This window comes from Rhizobium sp. BT03 (assembly GCF_030053155.1).
GTDB lineage: Bacteria > Pseudomonadota > Alphaproteobacteria > Rhizobiales > Rhizobiaceae > Rhizobium.
In genome coordinates, this window is record NZ_CP125641.1 from 124,773 (window position 1) to 150,217 (window position 25,445).

Genomic DNA, 25,445 nt, shown 5'->3' on the forward strand with positions numbered 1-25,445 from the left:
TGTGCTCCGGTTTCCACGATCGAATTTAGCACATATCACATGTCATGCCACATATGATCACGAGATGTCCGGCTTTTCGGAAATTATCCGGTTGATGACCTGAAACGGATGCGGGATACGCTTGCCGTCGATTTCCTTTACCTGGGAGCGGCACGAATATCCTGTCGCCATGAGGATATAGGCTTCACCGGCCGCATCAAGCTCGGGCTTCCAGCTCATTGCGTAGAGACGTTCGGAGATCGGCCGGTTGCGGGCCTCGTGGCCGAAGGTGCCGGCCATGCCGCAACAGCCGGTTTGTGCCGCCTGAAGGTCGATGCCGAGGCTTTCGAATATTTTCTGCCATTGTGCGACGGAGGCGGGCGCATTGGTGCGCTCGGTGCAATGGGCCATCAAGCGGAAGCTTTTGCCTTCGGCAGCGGAAGGCGAGGCGGCGAGCCGATCGAGGTTGGCGACCAGCCATTCCTGCGGCAGCAGGACATTGGCCTTCGATATCCCGTTATATTCGCTGCGAAAGGCGAGCGTCATCGATGGATCGAGCCCGACGAGCGCCACGCCTGTTTCATCCAGTCGCTCGAGATAGCGGGCCGTCCGCTTGGCCGCCGCCTCGAAGCGTCCGAGATAGCCATGAACATGCAGGGCTTTGCCATTGGTGTGGGAGGCTGCAAGGAACGGCGTGAGCCCGATTTCCCTGGCGAGCCCGATTGCGGCAAGCGCAACGTCAGGATCGAAATAGGCGGTGAAGGCGTCGGCGACGAAGACGACGCAGCGCTGCCGTTCTTGCGGCGGCAGAGCTTCGATCGTTTGAGAGGTCGCAAGCGGCACGCCGAGGCGGGCGGCTTCCCTGGCGAGCGAGGTCCGCGGCAGATGCGGCAGGGAGGTCAGCCCGGCGACACGCATCATCGTCCTGCCGGCGCGCGTGCCCACGACCAGATTATAGGCGGGCCGGATGCGCCGGACAAGCGGCAGGGTGGTTTCGATCGCCGCGACCAGCGGATCCTTCAGCGGGCGGAGGTAGCGTCCGTAATAGAGTTCGAGGAATTTCGAGCGGAAGGCCGGCACGCTCACCTTCACCGGACATTGCCCCGCGCAGGCCTTGCAGGCTAGGCACGTGTCCATCGCCGCGCGCACCTCGTGGGAAAAGTCATCGCGGTTTGCCGGGTTCAGCGAATTGAAGGCGCGCCGCGCGAGGCTGGCGAACGGAATGCTCCGCCGCAGGCGCGCCGCCTCCTCGCGGGGGTCGATGCCTTTTTCAGCAAGCAGCCTCAGCCATTCCCGCATCAGCGCGGCGCGGCCCTTGGGCGAAAAGCGCCGGTCGCGCGTCGCCTTGTAGGAGGGGCACATCGGGCTCGTTTCGTCGAAATCGAAGCAGGCGCCGTTGCCGTTGCAATAGGCGGCGTTGTCGAAGGCGGAGCGGATCTCGTTGCCGATGATGCGATCGATGCCTCCGCGCAACGGAACATCGTCGATCTTCGTCAGTCCCTCCGCGGAAGGGGTCGCGATCTTGCCAGGATTGAGCCGATTCTCGGGATCGAATGCCCGCTTGATCTCCTGCAGGCTGGGATAAAGATCGCCGAAAAATTCCGGCACATATTCCGAACGTACGCCCTTGCCATGCTCTCCCCAGAGCACGCCGCCATATTTGCGGGTGAGCGCCACGACGGCGTCGCTGACTTCGCGAACCAGCCTGATATGATCGTCGCAGGTGAGGTCGAGCGCCGGCCGCACGTGCAGGACGCCGGCGTCGACATGGCCGAACATGCCGTAGGAAAGGCCCGCGCCATCGAGAAGCGCACGGAAGTCGCGAATATAGGCCGCCAGATTTTCCGGCGGCACGGCCGTATCCTCGACGAAAGCGACGGGTCTGACCGGCCCTTCCACGTTGCCGAGCAGGCCGACCGCGCGCTTGCGCATCGACCAGATCGCCTCGACATCGGCATGACCCCGGGCGATCGTATAGCCGGCATGGCGGGCATTCGCGCCCGTGTCGAGCGCGGCGGTCACCTCCGCAAGCTGGCGTTCGAGTTCCTCTTCATCGTCGGCGAGCACTTCGGCAATGTTGATGCCGTTCGTCGTGCTGTCCGGATCGTCGGGAAAGAAGCGGGCAATGCCGGTCCAGACGATGTCGCCTTTCGCGAGGCCGAGAACTTTCTCGTCGACCGTTTCCACCGAGGCGACGTTCAGCGCCACGAGGTTGCGGGCATCCTCCAGGGCGGTGTTGAAGTCGCCGTAGCGGATGTTGATCAACGCCGCATGGGCGGGGATCGGCAGAAGGTTGAGTTCGGCTTCTGCGATCATCGCCAGCGTTCCCTCCGAGCCGCAGAGTATGGCATTGAGGTCGAAGTGTCCGTCGTCACGTGTGACATGGGCGAGGTCGTAGCCGGTCATATAGCGGTTCAGCTTCGGGAAGATCTCGGCGATCCGCTCGTGCTTTTCCCGCGCGATCCGTTCGACCGTCCTGTGGATCTCGCCGATTCTGCCCTCTCGCGCGACGGTCTCCTCGAACGCCTCCGCGTCGAGCGGGCGCGACCAAAAGTCGGATCCATCAGTGAGCACGACACGCAATCCGAGGACGTGGTTGCTGGTCTTACCGTAGAGGCAGGAGCCCTGGCCGCAGGCGTCGGTGGAGATCATGCCGCCGACGGTGGCGCGGTTGGAGGTGGAGAGTTCGGGAGCGAAAAAGAGGCCATGGGGCTTCAATGCCCGGTTCAACTGATCCTTGACGACGCCCGCCTGGACGCGCGCAATCCTTCGGACGGGATCGATCTCGAGAACGGACGTCATGTGCCGCGAACAGTCCAGCACAATGCCCGATGTCAGCGATTGACCGTTGGTGCCGGTGCCGCCGCCGCGCGGCGCGAGGCTGATCCCTCGGAAGGCGGGTTCCGATAGCACGGCCGCCACGACCTGCAGGTCTTCGACGGCCCGCGGAAAAAGGATGCCGGTCGGTTCGACCTGGTAGATGGAATTGTCGGTCGAAAACACGGTTCGGCTTGCCGCGCCGGTTTCGATATCGCCGGAAAACCCCGCCTCGACAAGCCGCTGGAAGAAACCTGCGGGGGGCAGGGGGATTGAAACCTTCGGCTGGAGGCGTGGAATCATTTCGAAACCTTCAGAATGCACTTGAGCTTTGCCAAGCTTAGCATATAAGTGATAACATACAATGACGACGGCGCAACGCCAAACAATGAGGTGGAACTTTGAAGAACCAGACCGCAATCATCGTCGGCGGCGCTTCCGGGCTCGGATTGACGACAGCGAAGCTCATGATCACCCATGGGGCCACCAGGATCGGGCTCATCGATCGCAATGAGGAACTGCTGGCCGCGTCGACTGCGGCGCTGCGCGCGCTCGGCGCCGAGGTTGCAACGGCCGTTGCCGATATTTCCAAGGCGGAAACGGCGCATCGCGGCTTCAACGAGATCGCCGGCACGCTCGGCCGGATCCATGTGCTCGTCAACAGCGCCGCCATCTATCCCAGGCGGCCTATCCTCGAGATCACCGACGAGGAGTGGGATCTCGAAAATGCGATCAACGTCAAGGGTACCTATCATATGATGGTCGCCGCCGTCCTGCATATGCGCCAATATGTGAACGCGCCCGCGGTGACGGGGCGGATCGTCAACGTGACCTCGGTCGATGCTTTCAAGGCCCACCCCCAAAACGCCCATTATGCCGCCACCAAGGCAGCCGTCGTCAGCCTGACGAAATCTTTTGCCCAGGAATGCGCCAAGGATCAGATCCTTGTCAATTCCGTCGCACCCGCCGGTTTTGCGACCGACCGCGCAAAGGAGCTCGGATTTCTGCCCGAGCTCGCCAAGGCCAGCGCGCTCGGCCGCGCGGCCGAGCCGGTCGAGATGGCGGAATGGATCGTCATGATGGCGTCGAGCCGCAACACCTATGCCACCGGCGAAAACGTCGTCGTCAGCGGAGGCTATATCTATGTCTGAGCCGCTGGCCTATCGGGTCGCCGTCGTCACGGGTGCGACGAGCGGCATCGGCCGCGCCACCGTCGACAGGCTGCGCCACATGGGGTTGACGGTTTATGCCGTCGGCCGAAACGCCGAAGCGCTAGATGAACTGGCCGGCGAGAGCGGGGCGAAGCCGATCCGGGCCGATGTCCGCGATACCGCTGAAATCGTGCGGCAGCTTGACGGTGTTGATGTCGATATCCTGATCAACAATGCCGGCATTCTCTCGACGCGGGCGACATTCAGCGAGATCGAGCCTTCCGAGATCGATGCGATGATCGACATCAATCTCAAAGCGCCGATGCATCTGACCCGCGCGTTCCTGCCTGCCATGGTCGAGCGAAAGCGTGGCCATCTCATCTATATCGGTTCGAGCGGCGGTCAGGCGCCCTATCCGAATATGGCCGCCTACGGCCCGTCGAAGGCCGGGCTCAGCCTGTTCTGCGACAATCTGCGTTGCGACCTGCTCGGAAGCTCGGTGCGGGTGACGGAGGTGGTGCCGGGCCGCGTGCAGACGGATCTCTACCGAACCGCAATGGCCGGCAATCAGGCGCGAACCCTGCTTTACGACAGCTACCGCCCGATACAGCCCGCTCACATCGCTTCGATCATCGCGAATGCCATCGAGCTTCCTGTTTTCGTCGACGTGTCCCGGATCGAGGTCTTCCCGACCGACCAGGCGACCGGCGGCGGTGCGATGGTCAAATTCTCTGAGCAGTAAGCGGGCGATCCGCAGACTTGCCGCCGATGACCGAGCCTTCGGTTCCGGCAATCCGGCGCCTCGATCGCCCGGCAAACAATGCCGCCGCCGAGGCGCCCGTCTCGCCCCTCCAGGGAACAGAAGCGTGGCTCCGGCGTTCGAAATGAAAGACGATGATTCCCACGTCTTTCCGGAGTGCCTGTCATGGAAGAGAAGACCAATATAATCAAAGACCTCAGCGTCGAGGAACGCGAGGAGATTTTCGTCGACATCGCCCGTTCGCTGGAAGACACGGCACGTGAGGCCCTTGTCGAGGGCGATGCGCAATTTGCAGAACTTTCCATCAACATGGCTGAAGCAATCCGGGTCAGCGCCGATGAGCTGGCCCGTGACGATCCCGAGAATGCCGAGTGCGTGCTGCTGCGGGCAACGGCGATGATATCGCAGTTCGAGGCCGTGCACCCCTATCGCATGGTGAGCATGGCCGTTCATTGACGGCCAGGATGCCGGCCGGGCGCTCCGGCCCGAGCCCTCACTCAGATCATTGCTATCGGTGGGAACTCTCGCTACCCGCGAGGGTTATCGGATCACAACATCCTTTGCATGAATGGAAGGAGGACCGATATGACGTCCAAATCCGCCGTGCCGCCGGAAAGCGGCACTGACGACGCACGCTCCGCCGACACGCAGCAGGCGGCGGATGATCGTCGCCGGACGTTGGAGAATGCCCGCAGGAGTGTAGGCGCGCTAATAGGCGGCGGCGACAGCGAAACCCCCAGCCTGAAACTTGCGAAGGAATATCTGAGACTCGGCGGCTGCCGCCGATCCAAAATTGACGACAACATCACCGAGGTCCGCCAATGGGAAGAGGATCCGCCGGAGGCCGAACGGTTCTGGAAGGAGCGGGTGGAGACGCTTTCAAAAGATGAGCGTAAACAGGTGGAGGATTTTCTGCCGACCATCAACACGCCCTGAACGGCTCATTCAACTGTGCTTGGAGGAGATCATGGCCATAGACAAGCACGAGCAGATACGTCGCCGTGCCTACGAAATCTGGGAGGCCGAGGGTCGCCCGGATGGTGCGGACCAGCGCCATTGGCTGCAAGCCTGCGATGAACTGGCCGGCGAGGACGAGCATGAGACGCTGCAGGACCTGCTCGAAGAAGACGACAGGGATGAGGCGGCGCTGCTTCAGGGCGCCGGTGAGAGCGGCGATCTCGATCGCCGGCCACCAAAGCGCGGCCGGGTCGCCAAGGTTCTTCCCGTGCCGGATATCGAAATGACGACGGGCGAAAAACCGTCCCAGCGGAAGATCAGGAAGACCGAAGGGCCATGATCCGATGCGGCATCTCGATCACGCAATCCAAATCGCTCTCAAGGCGCATGAAGGCCAAGTTGACAAGACCGACCGGCCGTTCTTCGAGCACTGCCAGCGGGTAGCACTTCTCGTTTCCGGCGACGACACCCGAACGGTCGCCTACCTTCATGACGTCGTCGAGAAGGGGAGCGGCTGGACGCTCGACAGGCTGAGGGAGGAAGGCTTTCCGCCGGCGATTATCTCCGCGGTCGATGCCCTGACACGGCGGGCCGACGAGTTGGATGACGATTTCGTCAGTCGCGCGGCATCCAATCCGCTGGCCCTGCCGGTCAAGCAGGCCGACCTCGAAGACATTCTTCGCCAGGCCGAACAGGCCGGCAAGAAAACGGAAAAGTACCAGCGCGGCCTGGATCTGCTGCGTGCCCTGAGGAGCGGGCAATAAGAGCACTCGGCAGAGAGCGCATTCATCTCATGCGCCGCAAGCGGCCTCGATCGTTTGGCCTATTTCAGGTTTTATTGGCAAACCACACGATCGGGGTGCCGAGCACCCCTCCCTTGCGCATCGCTGCCTTCAGCTCTTCCAGCTTACTGAAAGCCTGAGCCGCTTCCAGCGTGGCAAATTCGTGCGTAACGGTAATGTCGTTCGGATTGTCGGTGGCCCGGTAGACGGCTTCCGCCGTAACGCCATTGGCCTTTTGCACCTGCCGAAACGCATCATATATCTTGCGCCATGTGGGGTAATCGGAGACCTCATGCCTGACGAAGAGAGTCGTCATATCATCCTCCCGCGTTGATCCGCGCTGCATTGCCAAGTCCCGTAGAGATGTGTGTTACGATTGAACCAGGATCATCATGGTTTCCGGCAGGACGCCGTCACTGGCCATCGCATCAGCCGCGGCCTTGGTCTGCATGAAGTCCATCAACTTTTGCATGTCCGCAACGTCCATGACCAAACCGACGCGGTTAGAGCTTTGCGGGTCTGCAAAGGTGCGAATATTCGTGACGCCGACGGGTTCCAGTACCTGTTTGCGAACAGGCGAGGCGAGCCAGTGTTTCGTGTCTTTGACGTCGTGACAGACCATTACGGTAGGCATTGCATCCTCCTCCCATGGTTTCAAAAGAAATCAGAGTATACCACCAGGTTCGTCAGGATTTCACTTCAATAATATCTATTGATGGAGAATTAATTTATGAAATTGAGAGGGTTAGTATGATTATTATCAGTAATCCGAAAATGTTAATGGCGCGCGAGAAGATAAAATACATAAAGCTCGGCAAATCTGGAAGATCGTGACGCACTTTAGGATACGATGGCATATCGGTCGACGTATCATCGACAATCGAAGCCGCGCAGGAGAGATTCAGCAATGAACGAACGCCTACCATTTGATCTCAAGGCCTATTTGCGCGGCATTGAAACAAGGCCATGCTTTATCTGCGGCTTGGTCAAGAACGACCCCGCTTGCTTTCATCATCGCATTTTCGAGGACGATGAGACCATCATCTTCCTGAGCAAATATCCGACCCTTCCAGGTTATTGCCTTGTCAGTCCGAGGGAGCACCGCGAGGATTTGGCGCGAGACATATCGACAGACGAATATCTTCGATTGCAGGAGAAGGTTCACATCTTGTCGCGCGCCCTCCAAAAGGTGTTCGACGCCGAGCGAATTTATGTGCTTTCACTCGGCAGTCAGCAAGCCAATAGCCATTTACATTTTCACGTTGTTCCCTTGCCTTCAGGCGTGCCGCTTGAAAAGCAGCAATATCACGCGTTGATGGCAGAGCACGGCGTTTTGCAGATACCGGACGATCAAATGGCAGAATGGGCGCAGCGGATTGCTGAAACTTACGATGCTGAACAGACCGCATCATAGCTAAACAGCGTACGTGAAGCCCGCCGCTGCCGCCTTACATTGGTGGTGCTACCGGTCGCCACACTGTGTGGAAAGCATTCGGTATCCGATTTCAACCTAATCTGCCACGCCTTGTAAAAATCCGGGAATCCCGTATATTACGGAAAGTAGGAGATCCGAATGACATCCACTGTAACGGCCGCTGCCGTGTCCAAGAATTTTGGCGCCTATCAGGATGCGGCTGTACGTGAGCCGGTGATCATCACAAAGAACGGTCGGCCGCGGACGGTATTGATAGCCTATGAGGACTATCTCCGTTTCACGAAACGCGATCGTCGTGTCGAACTGACGAAGACCCTCGGCGATGAAGAGCTTGCGGCGATCGAAGCGTCGCAGATGGAGCCGGGGCTTGAGCATCTGGATTCAGAACTAAAGAATAAGCATGCTTCCGACTGAGCCGAAGGTTGGTTGGCTTTTCCGCTATTCTGATCTCTGGCATTGGCAGCATCTCGAAGGTCGAGAGGAGGGCGACAAGGTTCGCCCGGCCCTGGTGCTTGCGATCGTCACCGCGCTGGACGATGAAATGCCGACCGTGGGAGTGCTGCCGGTCACACATTCGCCACCGTCCGATCCGGGCGATGCGGTTGAAATCCCGGCCGCCACGAAACGGCGCCTTGGACTGGATGACGAGCGATCGTGGATCGTACTGACGGAAAGCAATCGCTTTGTTTGGCCGGGGCCGGACGTTCGGCCGATCGACAATGAGAGCGGCTATTTCGGCCCGTTGCCGCCGGCGCTGTTCGACGAGGTCAAGCGCCGTTTTGTCGAGCTGGCGCGTGGACAGCGACATCGCGCCACTCCCCCGCAGTGAATGATTGTGCCGCTGCAAGGGGCCGCGAAGGGCGCCCATTCCTACGCTAAGACTGGAGAGCAAAGGCCGGCACGCGCACGCCGCTTTCGCGAAAGTGCCCCTCCAGTTCGTCAATATCCGGGCAAACCTGCGGATTGGCGAGCGCCTCTGCCCAGTTCTCCCCGCTGGGCAATGCCATCGCCGCGGTGACGAGTACGGTGGTCCCCGCGCCGATTTCGCCGCGCAGCTGCGGCAGCAGGGTCTTGGCGTGGATGAGGTTGGTGTTGGGGATCGGGCTCATCGCGTGGCCGGCCCTCGGGCTGGACGACAGATCCACGATCGCGCTGACATCCGTCTGTCCGTACCAGATAGCCCGGCCTTCGCCCTGTTCGGATCGGTCGGCATTGAAATCGGCGCGTTCGATCGCAAAACCGCCCTCGATGGTGCTCAGCGCGCGCGGCGTGGCAACGCGGTGGATGCGGATGTGCCAAGGGTTTGCGGGAATGAGCCAGGTTTCGATGACGACATCACTCCAGGGGCGCCAGCGCGAATAGAGCCGGTCGCCCGATATCAGTGCCTCTTCCATTGTCTCACGCATGCGGAAATGGACGCCGTCGTCGGAGAGGCCGAGCATGCCGTCGAAGCTGGCGGCCGCAAAATTCCGGTCGTCGGCCTCGATGTTGAAGGCGTAGCGGGTGGAATAGACGAATTTCGAATATTTCTCGTTGGCACCGCGCATCTTGTCGTGCTGCTGGCCGGAGGAGAGCACGACGACATTTCCCGGCGTATGCATGGCGACCATGCCCGGCGGCTTCAAGGCAACCGGTTCGAGGAATTCAGGCTGCGGTACCTCTTCAGCGGTCCAGAAGGGATGATCGCCTGGAAGCGCGAGCGGCAGGAAGAATTTCAGCGCCCAATAGGGCGAGCCGGGAGAGTTATAGCTCTCGCTGATCAAGAGGTTCGGATAGCCGTAGCCGATGGAGAGAACGCCGTCGCGGTCGGCAATCGGCAGCGCCGACCACCAGCGGATATGGCGCATGTAATAGCCCTTGATCTCCGCCCAGGGCAGCGCTTCGAGGCCGGCAAAGGCAAGCGCGCCCCAGAAGCCGCCGGCCGCGAAACGGTAGGTCTGGCTGCGGCCGAAGGCAAGGGCGGCGCCATCGGGGCCGAACCAGTGGCGGATATCCCGGGCGAAGATTTCGGCGCGATGGCGGAAGCGCTGCTTGCGCGCCTCGTCGCCGCGCGCCAGCACGGCATAGATCAGGCCGTAGAAATGCATGGCGAAGGGGATGTAGTGATCGACCCGTCTGACCGGCCCATCGCGATACCAGCCTTCGCCGAGATCGAAAGCTTCGGCTTCGTCGAGATAGGCGACGGTTTTGCCGTGGTCGAACGGCATGCCGACGCGCTCCAGCCCGAGATCGATGAGGACGCGGAAGAATTTCCAGTTGTTGTCGATGAATTCCAGTTCCCGCGCCTGAAGAAGATAGGCGGCGACCGTCTTCTTGTCGCTGTCGCTCAACGGCTCCCAGATATGTTCGGGCACCAGCGCCAGCGCAAAGCCGACGGCGGCGAGTTCGACGAGCCGCTGGTTGCGGTCGGCGAGATCGCCCCAATATTCGGGATGATCAGGATTGGTGCCATTCGCGAGCCCGCGCCGATAGAGATCCCAATGCGGGAAGTGGCGGCCGCCGGCGGCAAGGGGAACGATGCCCCAGAGCGGCCGCGCAAAACCTTCCAGATCCGCCGCTGCCCGGTCGAAGATCGCGCCGGCAGCACCAAGGCGCACACGGGCGCCGCCTTCGGAAAAATAGGGCAGAAGCGGCTCGAAAAGGTCGATGACGGCCTTTGCCAGATCGTCGCGCGTCTTCAAGGGATTGCCGGAAAGCGGATTGGCCCGGCTGGGATCGTAGATCATTTTTGGCTCTGATTTTTCTGAAACAGAATCGGCCGCGGGCCAGTGCTGGTCCGCGGCCGCCGGTATCTCGCGAGACTTACTTGATGGCCTTCACGCCTTCGGTCATTTCCTTCAGCCCGTCGTCGACGGAGGTGTTGTCGGTCATGATGGCGTCATGGGCGCGGTTCAGCACCACCTCGATCTTGGCGGCGTTCGGATTGACCGCCATTTCCAGATAGGCTTTGGCCGGTATCAGCGCGTCCTTGCTGGCCTCATCCTGCGGGAAACCGGGCGTCGAGGCGATCTTGGCGCTGACGTCGGCGGTCTTCAGCGCCGGGAAGGTGCCGGTCGAAGCGATGACGGCCGCGCCCTCGGGGCCGGTGACGAACTTGATGAAATCGAGCGCCGCATCCTTGTGGGTGGAATTGGCGTTGACCGCCAGCCCCGAGATCTGCGCGGCCGTGGTGCCGGCTGCCACGCCGTCTGGATGCGGGAACTTCACGATGCCCCAGTTCTTGCTCTTCGATTCACCCGATTTGACCTTGGCGATCTGGGTGCCGACGAACCATGTGCCCATCGGCAGCATGCCGATCGTGCCGTTGAAGAAGAGCGCCGAATAATGCGTGTTCGAGGTCTTCAGGAAGGCATAAGAGGGGATGGCGCCATCCTTCTGCAGGGTGAGCGCGCGTTCGTACCAGGGTTTCAGGAAGGCGTAGTCGCCATCAACCAGCGTGTGTTTTCCGTCGAGGATGCCGGGCAGCTGCACGGTCGAACGCCATGTATGCAGCAGCGCGCCATAGGTCTTGTTGGTGCCCATGCCGCCGGCAAGCTTCTCGGCGGTTGCGTCGAACTGCGCCCAGGTCATGTCGTTGGTGGGGTAGGGGACGCCGGCTTTATCGAAGATGTCCTTGTTGTAATAGACGATCCAGAAGTCGGAGCGGAACGGCAGCGAATAGATCTTGCCGCCGACGGTCAGCTCCTCGATCAGGCCGCCATAGGGCGCCGGATCGATCTTCTGATCCTTCACGAAGCCGCTGAGATCGGCGATGTTGCCGGCGCGCACCAGATTGGTATAGCCCGGCACGTCCTTGATGGTGACGATGTCGATGTCCTTCGAGCCGCCGGTCAGCTGCGTCGAAATCATCTGCTGGTAATCCTGCGAGCCGAGATCCATCGGCTCGAACTTCACGTTCGGATGCTTGGCCTGATAGGCCTCGATCAGCGGCTTGTAATAGGCTGTTTTGTCCCAGTCCCACAAAGCCCATTTCAGCGTCACGGCGTCCTCAGCAAGCGCTGCGCCTGCCGTCGTCGCGGCCAGAGTGAAACCTGCCACGGCAAGTTTCACCGTCCTCCCGAATTTGTCCAAATACATTCCTGTTCTCCTTCCCTGGATCGTCTCTGGATCAGTTATTTTTGAAGTGTCGGTGCGGTCGCATTGCCTCTGGCAGGTCCAGAACCAACACCACTGCCCGATGGACGCCGAATGCGACGGCGAACATTCCGAGTGAAAAATTGAAGGTCGCCGGCATGAACACGGAAACCGGATAGAAGAGGATATGCGCCAGCCACAGGGCGACGTTGAAGGCGAGTGCTGCAACTGCAGGAAGCGGGCGGGCGACCGAGGCGAGGGCGGCAAGGCGCAGGAGCCGCAGCGCCGGCAGGTCGCGCATCACCATCAGGACGATGAGATGGCAGGCGGCGACCGCGAGGAAAGCGGCCGCGACGAGGGCGATCGCCAGCGGTGCGGCGAGCATCAGATTGTCCCGCGCACCGGCGGCATAGGTGGCAATCGCATGGACGCCGATGGCAAGCGCGCCCGCCAAGGCCAGGCCCCAGGCGGTGGCGCGCCAGAAGTAGCGTAGGAAGGCTTCAGTGAAGTCCCTGAGCAGATAGGTATTTCGATCTTCGACGAAGGCCACCGAGACCCGGGCCATGGCGGCGAGGGCCGCCGGCAGCGTCACCACGAAGAGCGAGGCCAGGATGAACAGGATGTTGAGCTTGACCATCTCCCACCATTCGCGGGCGAGGATCTCGGCGAACAGGGCAAGGCCGGTCTTCGCAGGCGCATCCTTCGGAATGCCCGGCCCCTCCTTCGTCCACATGTCCCGCAACCACTGCATGGCCATCTCTCCAGGCGCTCAGTAGAGAATCGAGCGTTCGGTTTCCGTGTCGAACAGCTGCGCATTGCTCATGTCGGCGACGAGGCTCGCCTCGTCGCCGATATCAGGCCGGAAGCGCGGCGACACACGGGCGATGAGATTGCGCCCGCCGGCCACCATGTTCAGGTGCACTTCCGAGCCCATCGGTTCGGCAAGCTCCACCACCGCCTTCAGAGGCGCCAGGTTCTCGGCCGGGATATCGGCCGGCGGCAGTTCATGGAAATTCTCCGGACGGATGCCGAGCACCAGCTCGCGGCCCTCATAGGGGGCGATCCTGCTCTTGTCGAAATGGGCGGGCAGCGGCAGTTCCCGGCCGTCGAAGACGGCGACATAGCCGTCGCCCCGGCGCTGAATGGTCGATGGCAGCATGTTCATCTGCGGCGCGCCGATAAAGCCGGCGACGAACATGTTGACGGGGCGGTCGTAGAGGTTCTGCGGCGTGTCGACCTGCTGGATATGGCCGTCCTTCATGACGACGATTCGGTCGGCCATGGTCATGGCTTCCACCTGGTCGTGGGTGACGTAGATGAAGGTGGCGTTGAGGCGCTTGTGCAGCTTGGTGATTTCCGAGCGCATCGTGCCGCGCAGCTTGGCGTCGAGGTTGGACAGCGGCTCGTCGAGCAGGAAGACGGCAGGATTGCGCACCATGGCGCGGCCGAGCGCGACGCGCTGGCGCTGCCCGCCCGAAAGCGCTTTCGGCTTGCGGTTCAGGAGATGGGTGATGTCGAGGATCTTGGCGGCGTCCTGCACCTGCTTGTCGATGAAATCACGCGAGACTTTGCGCAGCTGCAGGCCGAACGCCATGTTCTTGTAGACGGTCATATGTGGGTAGAGCGCATAGTTCTGGAAAACCATCGCGATATCCCGGTCCTTGGAGGGGACGTCGTTCATGACGTCGCCGCCGATCTTGAGTTCTCCGCCGGAGATCTCCTCGAGGCCGGCGATCATCCTAAGGGTCGTCGATTTGCCGCAACCGGAGGGGCCGACCAGGATGATGAATTCCTTATCGGCAATTTCCAGATCGATATCGTGGACGACGGTGAGCGCGCCGTAGGATTTGTTCAGCTCTTTAAGCGAAATGCTGGCCATCGGGTTCTCCTGACGTCACCAATAGGAAGACCAGCGGCGCGAAAGACGCGTCAAAGCTTCCATGTAATAATAATCTCCCCAGGAGACGCACTCATCGACGCCCTCGCCGCGGCAGGTGTTGAAGGGCGATTTCTTCGAATAGGTGGCGTGCAGCACCAGGCCGTTGGAGACAGTGGGATCCTTGACCGCATAGTGATCGGCAAGGCTCTTCACCATGCGCCGCGCCAGCATGCGGTAGCGCTCGGCGGTGTCGGCGTCGACGAGATCGGCCATCTCGAGCAGGCCGCAGGCGGTGATCGAGGCGGACGAACTGTCGCGCGGCTCGCCGTCGCCATCGGAAAAGACGAGATCCCAATAGGGCACCATGTCGGTCGGCAGCCGGTTGAGATAGAAGGCGAGCAGCCGGTCGAAGGTCTGGCGATATTCCTCGATCCGCTCGTAGCGGTACGAGAGCGCCATGCCGGCGATGCCCCAGGCCTGGCCGCGCGCCCAGGCGCTGTCGTCCCTATAGCCCTGTTTGGTGGCGCCGCGCACCGGCGCTCCGGTGACCGGGTCCATGTAGAATGTGTGATAGGTGGAATCGTCGGGCCGCACCGAATGGGCAAGCGTGGTGCGGGCATGAATGAGTGCGATCTCACGGTATTTCGGATCGCCCGTCTCGCGGCTCGCCCAATAGAGAAGCGGCAGGTTCAACAGGCAGTCGATGATGTAGCGGTATTCTTCCGGCCTGCCCTTGTGGCCCCAGGCCTGGATGAACTGGCCGATCGGCTGGAAGCGCTCGATCAGCTGGTCGGCGGCGAGGATCGCGGCCTTGCGGCCGTCCTCGTCCCCGACGAGTTTCCAGGCGGCGATGCAGGAGGGCGAATAGAGAAAGCCCATATCGTGATGGTCGGTCTCGATGCGGTTGACGATCCGGTGCAGGAAGGACTGGACCTGGATCTGCGCGGCATGCCGGAACACCGGATCGCCGCTGTGCTCGAAGGCAAGCCATATCTCCCCCGGCCAGAAGCCGGCCGTCCATTGGTCGTTGGCGACGGCGGGATAGACATTGTTAACGCTCGAATGGTTCTGCGCGGCATAGGTGAACTGAGGAAGATTGCGCCTGACCTGCTCGACGGCAAGATCGAGCGCGGCTTGTACCTCTTCGTCGGTGATCGGCTGCGGGGCGACTGTTGAAACGGCATTCATGGCTTTAACCCTTCAGTCCCGTCGAGGCGATGCCCTCGACGAAGAAGCGCTGCAGCGCGAGGAAGACGACGAGGACCGGAATGAGGGCGACGACCGAAGCCGCCATGATCAGCCCGTATTCGGCCGAATATTGCGAGATGAACATGCGCAGGCCGATCTGCACGGTCTTCAGCTCGGTCTTGGTCAGATAGATCATCGGGCCGAGGAAATCGTTCCAGGTGCTGACGAAGGTGAAGATCGTCAGCGTCGAGAGCGCGGGCTTGGACAGCGGCAGCATGATGCGCGCCCAGATCTGATATTCGTTCATGCCGTCGATGCGGGCCGCTTCGCAGAGTTCGGTCGGGATCGACATGTAGAATTGCCGCATCAGGAAGACGCCGAAGGCGGTGAAGGCCTGCAGGCAGATCAGCGCCAGATGCGTGTTGTTGAGGCCGAATTCGCGCATCAGCAGGAATTGCGGCACCATATAGACCTGCCAGGGCATGGCGATGGTGGCGATATAGCCGAGGAACAGCGTGTTCTTATAGGGGAAATTCAGCTTAGCGAAGGCGTAGGCGGCAAAGCTGGAGGTCAATAGCTGCAGCAGCGTGACGATGATCGTCAGCTTCGACGTGTTGTAGATGAAGAGCGCAAGCGGGATCTTCGTCCAGATGTCGACATAGTTCTGCCATTGCGGCTGCGACGGTATCCATTCGATCGGGAAGGCGAAAACGTCGCGGGTGAGCTTCAACGATGCCGAGAGCATCCAGGCAAAAGGCATCAGCATCACCACCGTGACCGTGATGACGATGGCATAGACGAGGACCGTCTTGACGGTGATCTTGCGTCCGGCGATCCTCATGCCTCGTCCTCCCTCTGGCGACGGAACTGGAAGACCGTGACCGCGAGCACGAGGAAGAACAGCACCAGCGAAACCATGCTGGAATAGCCGAGATCCCAGGAAATGAAGGCCTCGTTGTAGATGTGGTAGACGAGCACGAGCGTCGAGGTGCCGGGGCCGCCCTGGGTGATCATGTAGATCTGGTCGAACACCTTGAAGGACTGGATCGTCAGCATGACGGTGACGAAAAAGGTCGTCGGCCCGAGCTGCGGCACGGTCACATGGATGAATTTCTGCCAGGAATTGGCGCCGTCGAGATCGGCGGCTTCGTAGAGTTCGGCATTGATGCCCTGCAGGCCGGCCAGGTAGATGACCATGTAATAACCCATGTTCTTCCAAATGCCGAAGAGGATCACCGTCACCATCGCCCAGTGGCGATCGGCCGCCCATCCCGGCATGTTCTTCGGATCGAGGCCGAGCGTATAGAGGATCATGTTCACCGGTCCCATTTCGGGATTGAAGATCATGTTCCAGACGACGGCGACGGCGACCAGCGAGGCGACATAGGGGAAGAACATCGCCGTGCGGAAGAAATTGCGCCCCGCGATCTTCTGGTTGAGGAGGACGGCGAGGCCGAGCGCGCAGAGCAGCGTCGCCGGCACCGAGGCGACCGTATAGATGATCGTGTTCCAGAAGGCCGCGACGAAGGCCTTGTCGTCGAACAGCCGCCAGAAATTATCGAGCCCGGCGAATGTGATCGCATTCGAGCCGTCCCAATGCATGAAGGCGAGCGCGAAGGCGAAGAGGATCGGGCCGAGCGTGAAGACGGCAAAGCCGATGAAATTCGGCGCAATGAAGGAATAGGCGACGAGCGCGCTGCGGATCTTGCGCTGGCGCTTGGACAGAACCGCGACCTTCCGGCGTGGCGTTGCCGGGGCGCCATCCCTGGCGATGACCGAATTCGATATGGACACCGATGCTTCCTCCTGGTCGGGCATTCCGCTGGCGGCTTCCGGGCTTTTCTAGCCTCAATCCAGAGCCGTTCGGGCGGATGGGCGCCGCCTGTTCTTCCTCCTGCCAAGGACATAGCACATCTCCGGTATTGGTCAAACAAGTTCTGAATAGATCATACAAATTTTATGGCGAGCGCCGAAAACATATGATAGGTGGAAATGAAGGCCAGAGGCCGGTCGATGCTTTTCCGCTGCGGGGAGGGACATGTTCAGCGAGATTTCAGGCGCGTTGCCGGACGTCCTCGGCGATTTCTCGCCGGGCGCCGTCTACTCCGACCGCGAGAGATGGAACGGAGTGCCGCAGGCGGTGCGGGACGTGGTCGTGCGCGACGCCGAAGCCACACTTGCGCGCTCATGGCCTCTGATCACGGCCGCGGATTACCGGGAATATACGGCGACCGGCAATCGTTCGCGTTTCGAGGCGCTTTATTTCACGCGGCGGCGGATGCTCAACGATCTGGTGCTGGGCGAACTCGTCGAAGGGAGCGGCCGGTTCCTGCCCGGCATCGTCGACGGCATCTTCCTGATCGCCGAGGAGAGCGGCTGGCAGCTTCCGGCGCATAATGCCTATGGGCGCGGCGGCCCGCGTCTGCCGCTTCCCGACAGTTCGCAGCCGGTCGTCGATCTGTTCGCCGCCGAAACGGCAGCCCTTCTGGCAACGATCGTGGCCTTGCTCGGCGCTGCGCTCGACGGCATCAGCCCGGAGATTACGGCGCGTGTAAAACGCGAGATCGAGGCCCGCATCCTGACGCCCTATCTCGGCCGGCATTTCTGGTGGATGGGCAGCGGCGACGAGCGAATGAACAACTGGACGGCCTGGATCACCCAGAACGTCCTGCTGACCACCTTCTCGCTGGCGACCGATCAGCCGGTGCGCCGCGCCGTTGCCGAAAACGCGCTCGGCAGCCTCGATGCCTTTCTGAAGGACTATGCCGAGGACGGCGCCTGCGAGGAGGGCGTGCTCTATTACCGCCACGCCGCACTCTGCCTGCACGGCGCGCTGACCGTGCTCGATAGCGTCGCGCCCGGCCTGTTCGCCGGGATCTGGCGGCAGCCGAAGATCCGCAACATGGCCGAATATATCGCCCACATGCATGTGGCCGGCCGCCATTATTTCAACTTCGCGGATTCTTCCGCCGTGGTCGAACCTTGCAGCGCGCGCGAGTATCTGTTCGGCAAGGCTGTTGGTTCCGAGATGCTGGCCGCCTTCGCCGCAGCCGACCGGGCGGAAGCCGAGAGCCCGCACCTGCCGGGAGAATGGAACCTCTGGTACCGCGTGCAGGAACTGCTGACCGGGCCGGCATTTCCAAAGACCGAGCCGAATCCGGTGCCCAGGCGGGATATCTTCTATCCCGGCATCGGCCTGTTCGTCGCCCGCGACGGGCAGTTTTCGCTCGCGGTCAAGGGCGGCAACAATGGCGAGGGCCACAATCACAACGATGTCGGCAGCGTGACGCTCTACAAGAACGGACGCCCGTTCCTGATCGATGTCGGCGTCGAGACCTATACGGCCAAGACCTTCTCGCCGCGACGCTACGAGATCTGGACGATGCAATCGGCCTATCACAACCTGCCGACTTTCTCCGGCGTCATGCAGTCTGCCGGCGAAGCCTTTGGCGCTAGAGATGTCGAGGTCGAATTCGGCGAGGCCAGCGCGCACCTATCCCTCGAAATTTCAGGCGCCTATCCCGAGGAAGCGCAACTGCGCAGCTATCGCCGCACGGTCTCTCTGCTGCGCGGGCGCCATGTCGAGATCGTCGATATCCATGACGGCGACCGGCCGGCGGTGCTGTCGCTGATGGCGTGCGTCACGCCTGTTATCACCGAAAACAGGATCGATCTCGCCGATCTCGGCAGCATTTTTGTCGACGGCGCCGGCGCAACCGAAATCGACGAGATCGAGGTGAATGATGCCAGGCTGAGAGCGGCCTGGCCCGAGAAACTCTACCGGCTGCGCCTGCCGCTCGCCGGCAACCGCCTGAGATTGCAGATAAATTAAAGAGTTAGAGCATGATGTCCTTCGAAAACCGCTCACAGTTTTCGGCATCATGCTCTGAGGAGGACGAACATGGAATTGACGCTGAAGATCGTGGATGCCGACGGGTTCGTGTTGGCGAGCGCCACCGGGCGGGACGAGACCTTTCTCGTCTATCGCCTGAGCTATCGCGAAGGCGACTGCGTCGTCGTCGAGGCTTCCGAGCCCGGCCATGTCTTCCTCGCGCTCGATAGCGCAATCCACCCCGCTTTCGTCTATCTCCAGGAAAACGCCTATTCGCTCGCCGTGCCTTTCGGAGACAAGCGCAAGTCCTATTCGCCGAACGCCTTCAAGGGCGATATTCACCGGCTTTCGGTGCGAAGCGCGCGGCCTGACGAGTTCGCTCAGCGGCGCAACCTCGCCCTCAACCCCTGGGACGATCACGCCAATCGCGCGCTTTTCCCGCATGCCCGCGCCAATGTCGAAACCCGCGGCGAAGCGGTCTTTGCCGCCCGCAACGCGATCGACGGCGAAAAGGCCAACGACAATCACGGATTCTGGCCGTACACGAGCTGGGGCATCAATCGCGATCCCGAAGCCGCGCTGACGGTGGAATTCGGCCGGCCCGTCCGGATCGACGAGATCGTCTTCTACATCAGGGCGGATTTCCCGCATGATTCCTGGTGGGAGCAGGCAAGCGTCACCTTTTCGGACGGCAGAACCTCCGCTTTTCCGCTGGTGAAATCCGGCGCCGCGCAGCGCTTTCCGATAGAGCCCTGTACCGTCGAATGGGTGGAGTTGCACGGGCTCATCAAGGCCGAGGACGGCTCGCCCTTTCCGGCGCTGACGCAGATCGAAATCTGGGGAACGGAGGCGCCGGGCGCTGCAGCCGTCGCGGTCAAAGACAAGGCCGGGCACGCCGCCCTTCCTCTTACACTATGAACCCAAGGCCGGCTTCGGCCGGGCCGCGCTCGGCGGGCTGTCGTGCAGCCGGTTCCACGCGCGGCGCAGCTGCCGGGCCGAGCCGAAGCCTGAGCGCATTGCCACGGCCTCCATATCCAGCCGTGAACCGGCGAGCATCTCGCGGGCGAGCGCCACGCGGATGCGGTTGACGAAATCCGTGACGCTCATGCCGGTCTGCTCGTTGAAGAGCCGCGAGAGGTTTCGCGGGCTGGCGCCGCTGAGACGCGCGAGCGAGGCGACCGACCAGTCGTGCGAGGGGTCGGCGGCGACCGCATCCTGTGCACGGTGAATGACCGGATGGATATGGTTGCGGCCTTCGAGCCAGGGCGAGAGCTGCGGGTCCGAGCCGCCGCGCCTGAGATAGACGACGAGATATCGCGCGACTGCGACAGCGCATGCATGGCCGGCCGCTTCGGCGACGATATGCAGCATGAGATCTATGCCGGCGGTGATGCCGGCGCTCGTCAGACGCTCGCCGTCCTCGACATAGAGCCGGTTTTCCCGGATGCGCGCGGTGGGCGCCAGCTTTTCCAGGTCCTCCATGCAGCCGTGATGGGTGGTGCATTCGCGCCCGTCGAGCATCCCGGCCTCGGCAGCGAGCAGGGCGCCGGAGCAGATCGAGACCAATCGAATCCCCGGACGGATGGCGCGCTTCAGCCAGGCGACGATGGCGGCCTGTGCGTCGCGCTCCTGCTCGTCCCAGGGATGGTTGCTCTCCATCGGAGCGTCGGCGCTGCCGGCGATGACGACAAGCGCTTGATCGGGCAAGCGTTCCGGCAGGGCGGCGACGCCGGTGACGGCAAGGCCGATCGAGCTGCCGACTGTTGCCGACGGGCCGATATAGGTGACGCCGAAGCGCACCGCCTGCTGTTCGAGATTGGTCTTGCGCAGCACTTCGATTGGGCCGGCGACGTCGAGCAGCAGCACGCGCGGCGGCACGACGACGAAGACGGGGATATCGAAGGGCTGCGCGGCCTCGGTCATGCGGCGAGCGACTTTCCGCGCCCCGCCAGTGCCTGTTCAACCGTGGCGATCCTGGCAAAACGGCCCGACAGGACCAGTTCCGTGCGGCCGCGGATTTCCTCGGCGCTCCAGGTGCGTCCCGCCGCGTCGGTCATCGGGAAGGTCAGCGTCGCTTCGCCGACATAATCGACCTGATAGCCGAGATCCGATGCGTGGCGGGTCGTGGTCTCGCAGCATTGTTCGGTGCGGATGCCTGAGACGATGATTCGACGCACGCCGTTCTCGGTCAGCCAGACGTCGAGCCCGGAGCCGACGAGCGCGCTGTGACGGCTCTTCCTGAAGGTCGCCTCGGGGGCGATCCTGAGCGGGGCGAGCGTCCTGACGAAGCCCGAGCTTTCCGAAAACGGCCCGCTTCCATCGACATGGAAGATCTGAATGACGGGTATCTCGCTTGCCACCGCGCCGTCGATCAGAACCTGCTGACGATCGATATAGGCGGATGCGAGGCTTTCATCCCAATAATGGCGCTGCCGGAAGGACTCTTGAGCGTCGATGACGAGAAGGACGGTATCATGGCCGGACATTTCTTGCTCCGTGGATGTTGATCATGAAGCCATTTCCGGTGATCCCAGGACAGAGGAAAATGCACGCGCCGGACAAAAAGCGGACAATTCACGCCAATGAAGGCGGAGGGCCGTCTGGTGCCGCCAGCGGCAGGCGATATCGAATGTTGTCGGCCATCTATGCGCACGCTTCCGCGAGCCCCTCTGCCCATGCTAAGGGGATGCATGAGACTGCTTGTAGTGGAGGACAACAAGGATCTGGCGGCCTGGCTGGGCAAGGCCCTGCGGCAGGCGCAATACGCTATCGACATCGCTTATGACGGCGAAGATGCGGAGCATCTGCTCAAGGTGGCGGAGTATTCGGCGATGATCCTGGACCTTTCGCTGCCGAAGCTTGACGGATTGACGCTTCTCAAGCGGCTGAGACAGTCGGGGAACAAGCTCCCGGTGATCATCCTGACCGCGAATGCGAGCCTGGACGGCCGTGTGGCGGGCCTCGACAGCGGCGCCGACGACTATCTCGCCAAGCCCTTCGAAATCGCCGAACTCGAAGCGAGAATCCGCGCGGTGGTGCGCCGCGGACAGGATCGGGCATCCTCCGAGATCACCATCGGCAACTTGCGTTTTTCCGGCGGCACACGGCAGTTTTTCGTCGAAGACGAGCCGCTGCAACTGACGCCGCGCGAATATGCCGTTCTCGAACAGCTTGTCATGAAGCTCGGCAACACGGTTTCGAAAGCCGCGCTTTCCGAAAGCGTCTTCGGTTTCGACGACGAGGCGGATCCGAGCGCCATCGAAATCTACATCCACAGGCTCAGAAAGAAGCTAGAGAGCAGTTCGGTTCAGATCGCGACGTTGCGCGGGCTCGGTTATCTCCTCCGACATGTCGAATAGCGTCGTCACAAAGGCCGGTTCGAAGATCGTACGGCTCAGCCAGAGCCTGAGAGTGCAGCTGCTCTGCTGGGTGCTGCTGACGCTGTTCGGCGCCATCGGCTTCAATCTTTACGACAGCTTCTGGACGGCTGATGCGACGGCAAAGCTGGTGACGGATCGAACGCTTCTGGCTTCGGCCCGCGTCATCGCCGAGGCCGTCCGTGTCGACGAGGGCGGCAATGTTCAGGTGGATGTGCCGCCGGCTGCACTCGAGATGTTCGACACCGGCTTTGGTGACCGGGTGTTTTACCAGGTGATCACCGCCTGGGGCAGCTTGGTAAGCGGCTTTCCCGATTTGCCCTTGCCGAGGGTCCAGCGCGCCGGCGAGGATCGCGTGTTCCATGGCGCCGATGTGCGCGTCCTGATGCTCGACCATCCCGTCGTCGGCCTTCCCGATGACGGCACGATCTCCGTGACTGTCGCGGTGACGCATAACAGCCAGCATGCGATGCGCAAGCAGCTTTGGCTTTCGGATTTTTCGAAGCAGTTCGTGCTCGTCTTCGTCGCCAGCCTGGTGACCATCCTCGGGCTCCAACGCGGCCTGGCGCCTGCTCTGAGGCTTCGGGACGCCGTGCGCCAGCGCGGGCGCAACCGTCTTGATCCGCTGCCGCCGGAGATGGTGCAGAGCGAACTGCGTCCGCTCGTCCATGCGCTCAACGACTATATGGAGCGTGTCCAGAACCAGATGGCCGCACAACGACGGTTCGTATCGAATGCCGCCCATCAGCTCAGAACACCTCTGGCGCTGATTTCGACGCAGGCGAGCGTCGCGGCCCGCGAACAGGATGCGGCTCGCCGCGACGAGGCGCTTGTCGCCCTTCGCACCAGCACCCGGCAGATTTCGCGGCTCGCCAGCCAGCTGCTGACCTTGTCGCGCGCCGAGCCGGGGAGCAGGCGCCCGCGCAGCGATGCGACCGACCTCAGCAAGGCTGCCCGCGAGATATTGGAAGCGCATGCCGAAGCGGCGCTGAAGCGCAACATCGATGTCGGCCTGGAGGCGGATCGCCCCGTCATCGTCGAAGGTGACGGCACGATGCTGCGGGAAATGCTGGTCAACCTCATCGACAACGCGATCCGCTATAGCGGTGTTGATGGACGGGTGACCGTCTCGGTCGAGCAGGTCGACGGAAGCGCCGTCTTCACCGTCGAGGACAACGGGCCGGGTATTCCGGAAGGCGAGCGCGACCAGGTGTTTGAACGCTTCTATCGGATCATGGGCACCGAACCTGACGGGAGCGGCCTGGGGCTTGCGATCGTTCGGGAGGTCGTGGAAGGCGCGGGAGGTTCAGTGTCGCTGGGTGATGCCGAAGGCGGCGGTCTCATCGTGACCGTGCGGCTGCCGCTCGCGTAAATCTGAGGTACATCAAATAATGAAGGCCGGGCATGGTGCCCGGCCTTCGATACGATCCGCCTTGGGAGGAAGTTGATCGTATTACTGCGTATCCATGTGCTGCTGCGGACGCCATTTCGCCAGGCGGTTTTCGATTAGCGTCATGATGTATTCGGCGACAAGCGTGACGACCATGACGAGGAGGATCGCCGCGAACATGCCGGCTGCGTCGAACGTGCCCTTGGCGATCGAGATGAGCTGGCCGATGCCGAAGCGGGCGCCGACGAATTCGCCGACGATGGCGCCGATGATCGCAAAGCCGAAGGAGACGTGCAGGCTGGCGAAGATCCAGCTCATCGCCGAGGGAATGACGACAGTGCGGGTCACCTGCCAGTCCGAGGCGCCGAGGATGCGGGCATTGGCGATCATGTTACGGTCGGCCTCGCGCACGCCCTGGAAGGCGTTGGCAAAGACGACGAAGAACACCATGATGAAGGCGAGCGCCACCTTGGACGGCAGGCCGAGGCCCATGATCATGATGAAGATCGGCGCAAGGACGACGCGGGGGATCGAGTTGATCGCCTTGATGTAGACCGAGAAGATATCCGACAGGAAGCGGTTGCGGCCGAGGCCGATGCCGACGAAGACGCCGGTGATCGAGCCGGCGAAGAAGCCGATCAGCGCCTCTTCCATCGTCACCCAGAGATTGTACCAGAGCGAGCCTTCGGTGGTGCCTTCGGTCGCCCATTCATAGAGGCGCTCAACGACGCCGCTCGGGCTCGAGTAGAAGAACGGATCGATCCACTGCATGTTGGAGGAGAGCTCCCACATGCCGATCACGAAGACCAGGATGGCGATCTGCCAGAAGCGCACGAGCGCGTTGCGCCGGCGTATTGCCGCCAGAGCCGAGGCTTCGATCTCGGCATCCGAAGTGCCCGGACGAAACAGCGCGGCCGAACCGGCCTCAAGAGTGGTGTGTGCCATGATATCCTCCCTCAGGCCGCTTCGCTTGCGCGGCGGTAGCTGGTCTCGACCTCTTCGCGCAGGTCCTCCCAGATCGTCTTGCAGTAATCGATGAAGCTCTGCTCGTAGCGGATTTCCGAGACGATGCGCGGGCGGGGAAGATCGATCGTATAGACCGACTTGACCGTGGCCGGGCCGGCGGTCAGCACATAGACCTTGTCGGCAAGCGCCACCGCCTCTTCGAGGTCGTGGGTGACGAAGACCACCGAAGCCTTGCGCTCCGCCCAGAGCTTGAGCAGTTCCTCGTGCATGACGGTGCGGGTCTGGACGTCGAGCGCCGAGAAAGGCTCGTCCATCAGCAGGATTTCAGGCTCGTTGATGAAGGTCTGCGCCAGCGAGACGCGCTTGCGCATGCCGCCGGAGAGCTGATGCGGATAGTGATGCAGAAACTTCGGGAGGCCGACGCGCGCCAGCCAGTCGCGGGCCATCTTCTCAGCGTCGGCGCGCGACTTGCCGCGGAACAGCGGACCGGCCATGACGTTGTCGATGACGTTCTTCCAGGGAAAGAGCGCGTCGGTCTGGAACGCGAAGCCGACGCGCGGGTCGATGCCGGTGATCGGCCCGCCCATCAGGCGGACTTCGCCGGCGGAGGGGCGTGCGAGGCCCGTCACCAGGTTGAGCGTCGTCGATTTGCCGCATCCGGTGGGACCGACGACGGCGACGAATTCGCCGCGGGCGACCGTCATGTTGAAATCGCGCAGCGCAGTGAGCGACTTGCCGGTCGGCGAGACGAAGCGGCGGCTGACATTGATCAGCTCGATCGCCGGGATCTGCTTGTTGTCCTGTTGCATGGTGATACCTGAGGCGTGCTTGAGGGCGCGCACGCAAAGCCCATGATCG

Annotated in this window: 27 protein-coding genes; 13 read left to right on the forward strand and 14 right to left on the reverse strand. The window is 61.9% G+C overall.

Annotated elements, in window-relative coordinates; all coding sequences use genetic code 11:
• Positions 1-57: 57 nt before the first annotated feature.
• Positions 58-3,099: an FAD-binding and (Fe-S)-binding domain-containing protein gene (locus tag QMO80_RS22440; RefSeq protein ID WP_283200621.1), complete on the reverse strand. Its 3,042-nt coding sequence runs from the start codon at positions 3,097-3,099 to the stop codon at positions 58-60.
• Positions 3,100-3,197: 98 nt separating this feature from the next.
• Here QMO80_RS22440 and QMO80_RS22445 point away from each other — a divergent pair, with 98 nt between their 5' ends.
• The 6 genes from QMO80_RS22445 to QMO80_RS22470 all read left to right on the forward strand — a co-directional run bounded on the left by QMO80_RS22445 (position 3,198) and on the right by QMO80_RS22470 (position 6,428).
• Positions 3,198-3,947, forward strand: coding sequence for an SDR family NAD(P)-dependent oxidoreductase (locus tag QMO80_RS22445; RefSeq protein ID WP_283200622.1), 750 nt, complete (start codon positions 3,198-3,200; stop codon positions 3,945-3,947).
• Positions 3,940-4,689, forward strand: coding sequence for an SDR family oxidoreductase (locus QMO80_RS22450; RefSeq protein ID WP_283200623.1), 750 nt, complete (start codon positions 3,940-3,942; stop codon positions 4,687-4,689). The genes QMO80_RS22445 and QMO80_RS22450 overlap by 8 nt, the downstream gene beginning before the upstream one ends.
• Before the next feature lie 183 nt (positions 4,690-4,872).
• The gene (locus tag QMO80_RS22455; RefSeq protein ID WP_283200624.1) at positions 4,873-5,163 is read left to right on the forward strand and encodes a hypothetical protein; all 291 of its coding nucleotides are present in this window, start codon (positions 4,873-4,875) and stop codon (positions 5,161-5,163) included.
• 129 nt (positions 5,164-5,292) lie between these two features.
• Positions 5,293-5,643: a hypothetical protein gene (locus tag QMO80_RS22460; RefSeq protein WP_283200625.1), complete on the forward strand. Its 351-nt coding sequence runs from the start codon at positions 5,293-5,295 to the stop codon at positions 5,641-5,643.
• Positions 5,644-5,674: 31 nt separating this feature from the next.
• Positions 5,675-6,004 (forward strand): DUF2934 domain-containing protein, encoded by a 330-nt coding sequence (locus QMO80_RS22465; RefSeq protein WP_283200626.1) that lies wholly within the window; start codon positions 5,675-5,677, stop codon positions 6,002-6,004.
• A gap of 4 nt (positions 6,005-6,008) precedes the next feature.
• A complete protein-coding gene (locus QMO80_RS22470; protein WP_283200627.1) occupies positions 6,009-6,428 on the forward strand; it encodes an HD domain-containing protein in 420 nt (139 codons plus the stop codon).
• Positions 6,429-6,492: 64 nt separating this feature from the next.
• Here QMO80_RS22470 and QMO80_RS22475 read toward each other — a convergent pair whose 3' ends face one another.
• Together QMO80_RS22475 and QMO80_RS22480 are read right to left on the reverse strand one after the other, a co-directional pair.
• Entirely contained in the window at positions 6,493-6,762 is a 270-nt protein-coding gene (locus QMO80_RS22475; RefSeq protein ID WP_283200628.1) for an antibiotic biosynthesis monooxygenase, read from the reverse strand.
• A 54-nt stretch (positions 6,763-6,816) separates the two neighbouring features.
• Entirely contained in the window at positions 6,817-7,080 is a 264-nt protein-coding gene (locus QMO80_RS22480; RefSeq protein WP_283200629.1) for a hypothetical protein, read from the reverse strand.
• 273 nt (positions 7,081-7,353) lie between these two features.
• On the opposite strand from QMO80_RS22480, the gene QMO80_RS22485 reads away from it, so the two are divergent.
• The 3 genes from QMO80_RS22485 (at position 7,354) to QMO80_RS22495 (ending at position 8,710) form a co-directional block, all read left to right on the forward strand.
• Entirely contained in the window at positions 7,354-7,860 is a 507-nt protein-coding gene (locus QMO80_RS22485) for an HIT family protein (protein ID WP_283200630.1), read from the forward strand.
• A 159-nt stretch (positions 7,861-8,019) separates the two neighbouring features.
• Positions 8,020-8,295, forward strand: coding sequence for a type II toxin-antitoxin system Phd/YefM family antitoxin (locus QMO80_RS22490; RefSeq protein ID WP_283200631.1), 276 nt, complete (start codon positions 8,020-8,022; stop codon positions 8,293-8,295).
• Positions 8,282-8,710 carry a plasmid maintenance toxin (PemK-like) gene (locus tag QMO80_RS22495; protein WP_283200632.1) on the forward strand — a complete coding sequence of 143 codons (429 nt, stop codon included), beginning with the start codon at positions 8,282-8,284 and terminating at the stop codon, positions 8,708-8,710. The genes QMO80_RS22490 and QMO80_RS22495 overlap by 14 nt, the downstream gene beginning before the upstream one ends.
• Positions 8,711-8,756: 46 nt before the next feature.
• Here QMO80_RS22495 and QMO80_RS22500 read toward each other — a convergent pair whose 3' ends face one another.
• The 7 genes from QMO80_RS22500 to QMO80_RS22530 form a co-directional block, all read right to left on the reverse strand.
• Complete coding sequence (locus tag QMO80_RS22500) at positions 8,757-10,607, reverse strand: DUF2264 domain-containing protein (RefSeq protein WP_283200633.1); 1,851 nt, start codon at positions 10,605-10,607, stop codon at positions 8,757-8,759.
• Between the two features lie 76 nt (positions 10,608-10,683).
• On the reverse strand, positions 10,684-11,958 hold the full coding sequence (locus QMO80_RS22505; RefSeq protein ID WP_283200634.1) for a sugar ABC transporter substrate-binding protein: 1,275 nt from the start codon (positions 11,956-11,958) through the stop codon (positions 10,684-10,686).
• A gap of 31 nt (positions 11,959-11,989) precedes the next feature.
• Positions 11,990-12,706, reverse strand: a complete 717-nt coding sequence (locus QMO80_RS22510) for a YesL family protein (protein ID WP_283200635.1) — start codon at positions 12,704-12,706, stop codon at positions 11,990-11,992.
• 18 nt (positions 12,707-12,724) lie between these two features.
• Positions 12,725-13,834 (reverse strand): ABC transporter ATP-binding protein, encoded by a 1,110-nt coding sequence (locus tag QMO80_RS22515; protein ID WP_283200636.1) that lies wholly within the window; start codon positions 13,832-13,834, stop codon positions 12,725-12,727.
• Positions 13,835-13,849: 15 nt separating this feature from the next.
• The gene (locus tag QMO80_RS22520) at positions 13,850-15,022 is read right to left on the reverse strand and encodes a glycoside hydrolase family 88 protein (protein WP_283200637.1); all 1,173 of its coding nucleotides are present in this window, start codon (positions 15,020-15,022) and stop codon (positions 13,850-13,852) included.
• 4 nt (positions 15,023-15,026) lie between these two features.
• The gene (locus tag QMO80_RS22525) at positions 15,027-15,863 is read right to left on the reverse strand and encodes a carbohydrate ABC transporter permease (protein ID WP_283200638.1); all 837 of its coding nucleotides are present in this window, start codon (positions 15,861-15,863) and stop codon (positions 15,027-15,029) included.
• Positions 15,860-16,840, reverse strand: a complete 981-nt coding sequence (locus QMO80_RS22530) for a carbohydrate ABC transporter permease (protein WP_283200639.1) — start codon at positions 16,838-16,840, stop codon at positions 15,860-15,862. Before QMO80_RS22530 ends, QMO80_RS22525 begins: the two co-directional genes overlap by 4 nt.
• Positions 16,841-17,060: 220 nt before the next feature.
• Here QMO80_RS22530 and QMO80_RS22535 point away from each other — a divergent pair, with 220 nt between their 5' ends.
• Both QMO80_RS22535 and QMO80_RS22540 read left to right on the forward strand, forming a co-directional pair.
• Positions 17,061-18,854, forward strand: a complete 1,794-nt coding sequence (locus QMO80_RS22535) for a heparinase II/III family protein (RefSeq protein ID WP_283200640.1) — start codon at positions 17,061-17,063, stop codon at positions 18,852-18,854.
• Positions 18,855-18,923: 69 nt separating this feature from the next.
• The gene (locus QMO80_RS22540) at positions 18,924-19,772 is read left to right on the forward strand and encodes a carbohydrate-binding protein (RefSeq protein ID WP_283200641.1); all 849 of its coding nucleotides are present in this window, start codon (positions 18,924-18,926) and stop codon (positions 19,770-19,772) included.
• On the opposite strand, the gene QMO80_RS22545 is transcribed toward QMO80_RS22540, so the two are convergent.
• Positions 19,767-20,777 (reverse strand): GlxA family transcriptional regulator, encoded by a 1,011-nt coding sequence (locus tag QMO80_RS22545; RefSeq protein WP_283200642.1) that lies wholly within the window; start codon positions 20,775-20,777, stop codon positions 19,767-19,769. The two genes, QMO80_RS22540 and QMO80_RS22545, sit on opposite strands and share 6 nt — an antisense overlap.
• On the reverse strand, positions 20,774-21,340 hold the full coding sequence (locus QMO80_RS22550) for an isochorismatase family protein (RefSeq protein ID WP_283200643.1): 567 nt from the start codon (positions 21,338-21,340) through the stop codon (positions 20,774-20,776). The genes QMO80_RS22545 and QMO80_RS22550 overlap by 4 nt, the downstream gene beginning before the upstream one ends.
• 204 nt (positions 21,341-21,544) lie before the next feature.
• Between QMO80_RS22550 and QMO80_RS22555 the strand changes: the two genes are divergently transcribed.
• Both QMO80_RS22555 and QMO80_RS22560 read left to right on the forward strand, forming a co-directional pair.
• Complete coding sequence (locus tag QMO80_RS22555) at positions 21,545-22,213, forward strand: response regulator (RefSeq protein ID WP_283200644.1); 669 nt, start codon at positions 21,545-21,547, stop codon at positions 22,211-22,213.
• Positions 22,203-23,603 (forward strand): sensor histidine kinase, encoded by a 1,401-nt coding sequence (locus tag QMO80_RS22560; RefSeq protein ID WP_283200645.1) that lies wholly within the window; start codon positions 22,203-22,205, stop codon positions 23,601-23,603. The genes QMO80_RS22555 and QMO80_RS22560 overlap by 11 nt, the downstream gene beginning before the upstream one ends.
• 81 nt (positions 23,604-23,684) lie before the next feature.
• On the opposite strand, the gene QMO80_RS22565 is transcribed toward QMO80_RS22560, so the two are convergent.
• Both QMO80_RS22565 and QMO80_RS22570 read right to left on the reverse strand, forming a co-directional pair.
• Positions 23,685-24,566, reverse strand: a complete 882-nt coding sequence (locus tag QMO80_RS22565) for an ABC transporter permease (RefSeq protein WP_283200646.1) — start codon at positions 24,564-24,566, stop codon at positions 23,685-23,687.
• Positions 24,567-24,577: 11 nt separating this feature from the next.
• On the reverse strand, positions 24,578-25,396 hold the full coding sequence (locus QMO80_RS22570; RefSeq protein WP_283200647.1) for an ABC transporter ATP-binding protein: 819 nt from the start codon (positions 25,394-25,396) through the stop codon (positions 24,578-24,580).
• Positions 25,397-25,445 lie beyond the last annotated feature (49 nt).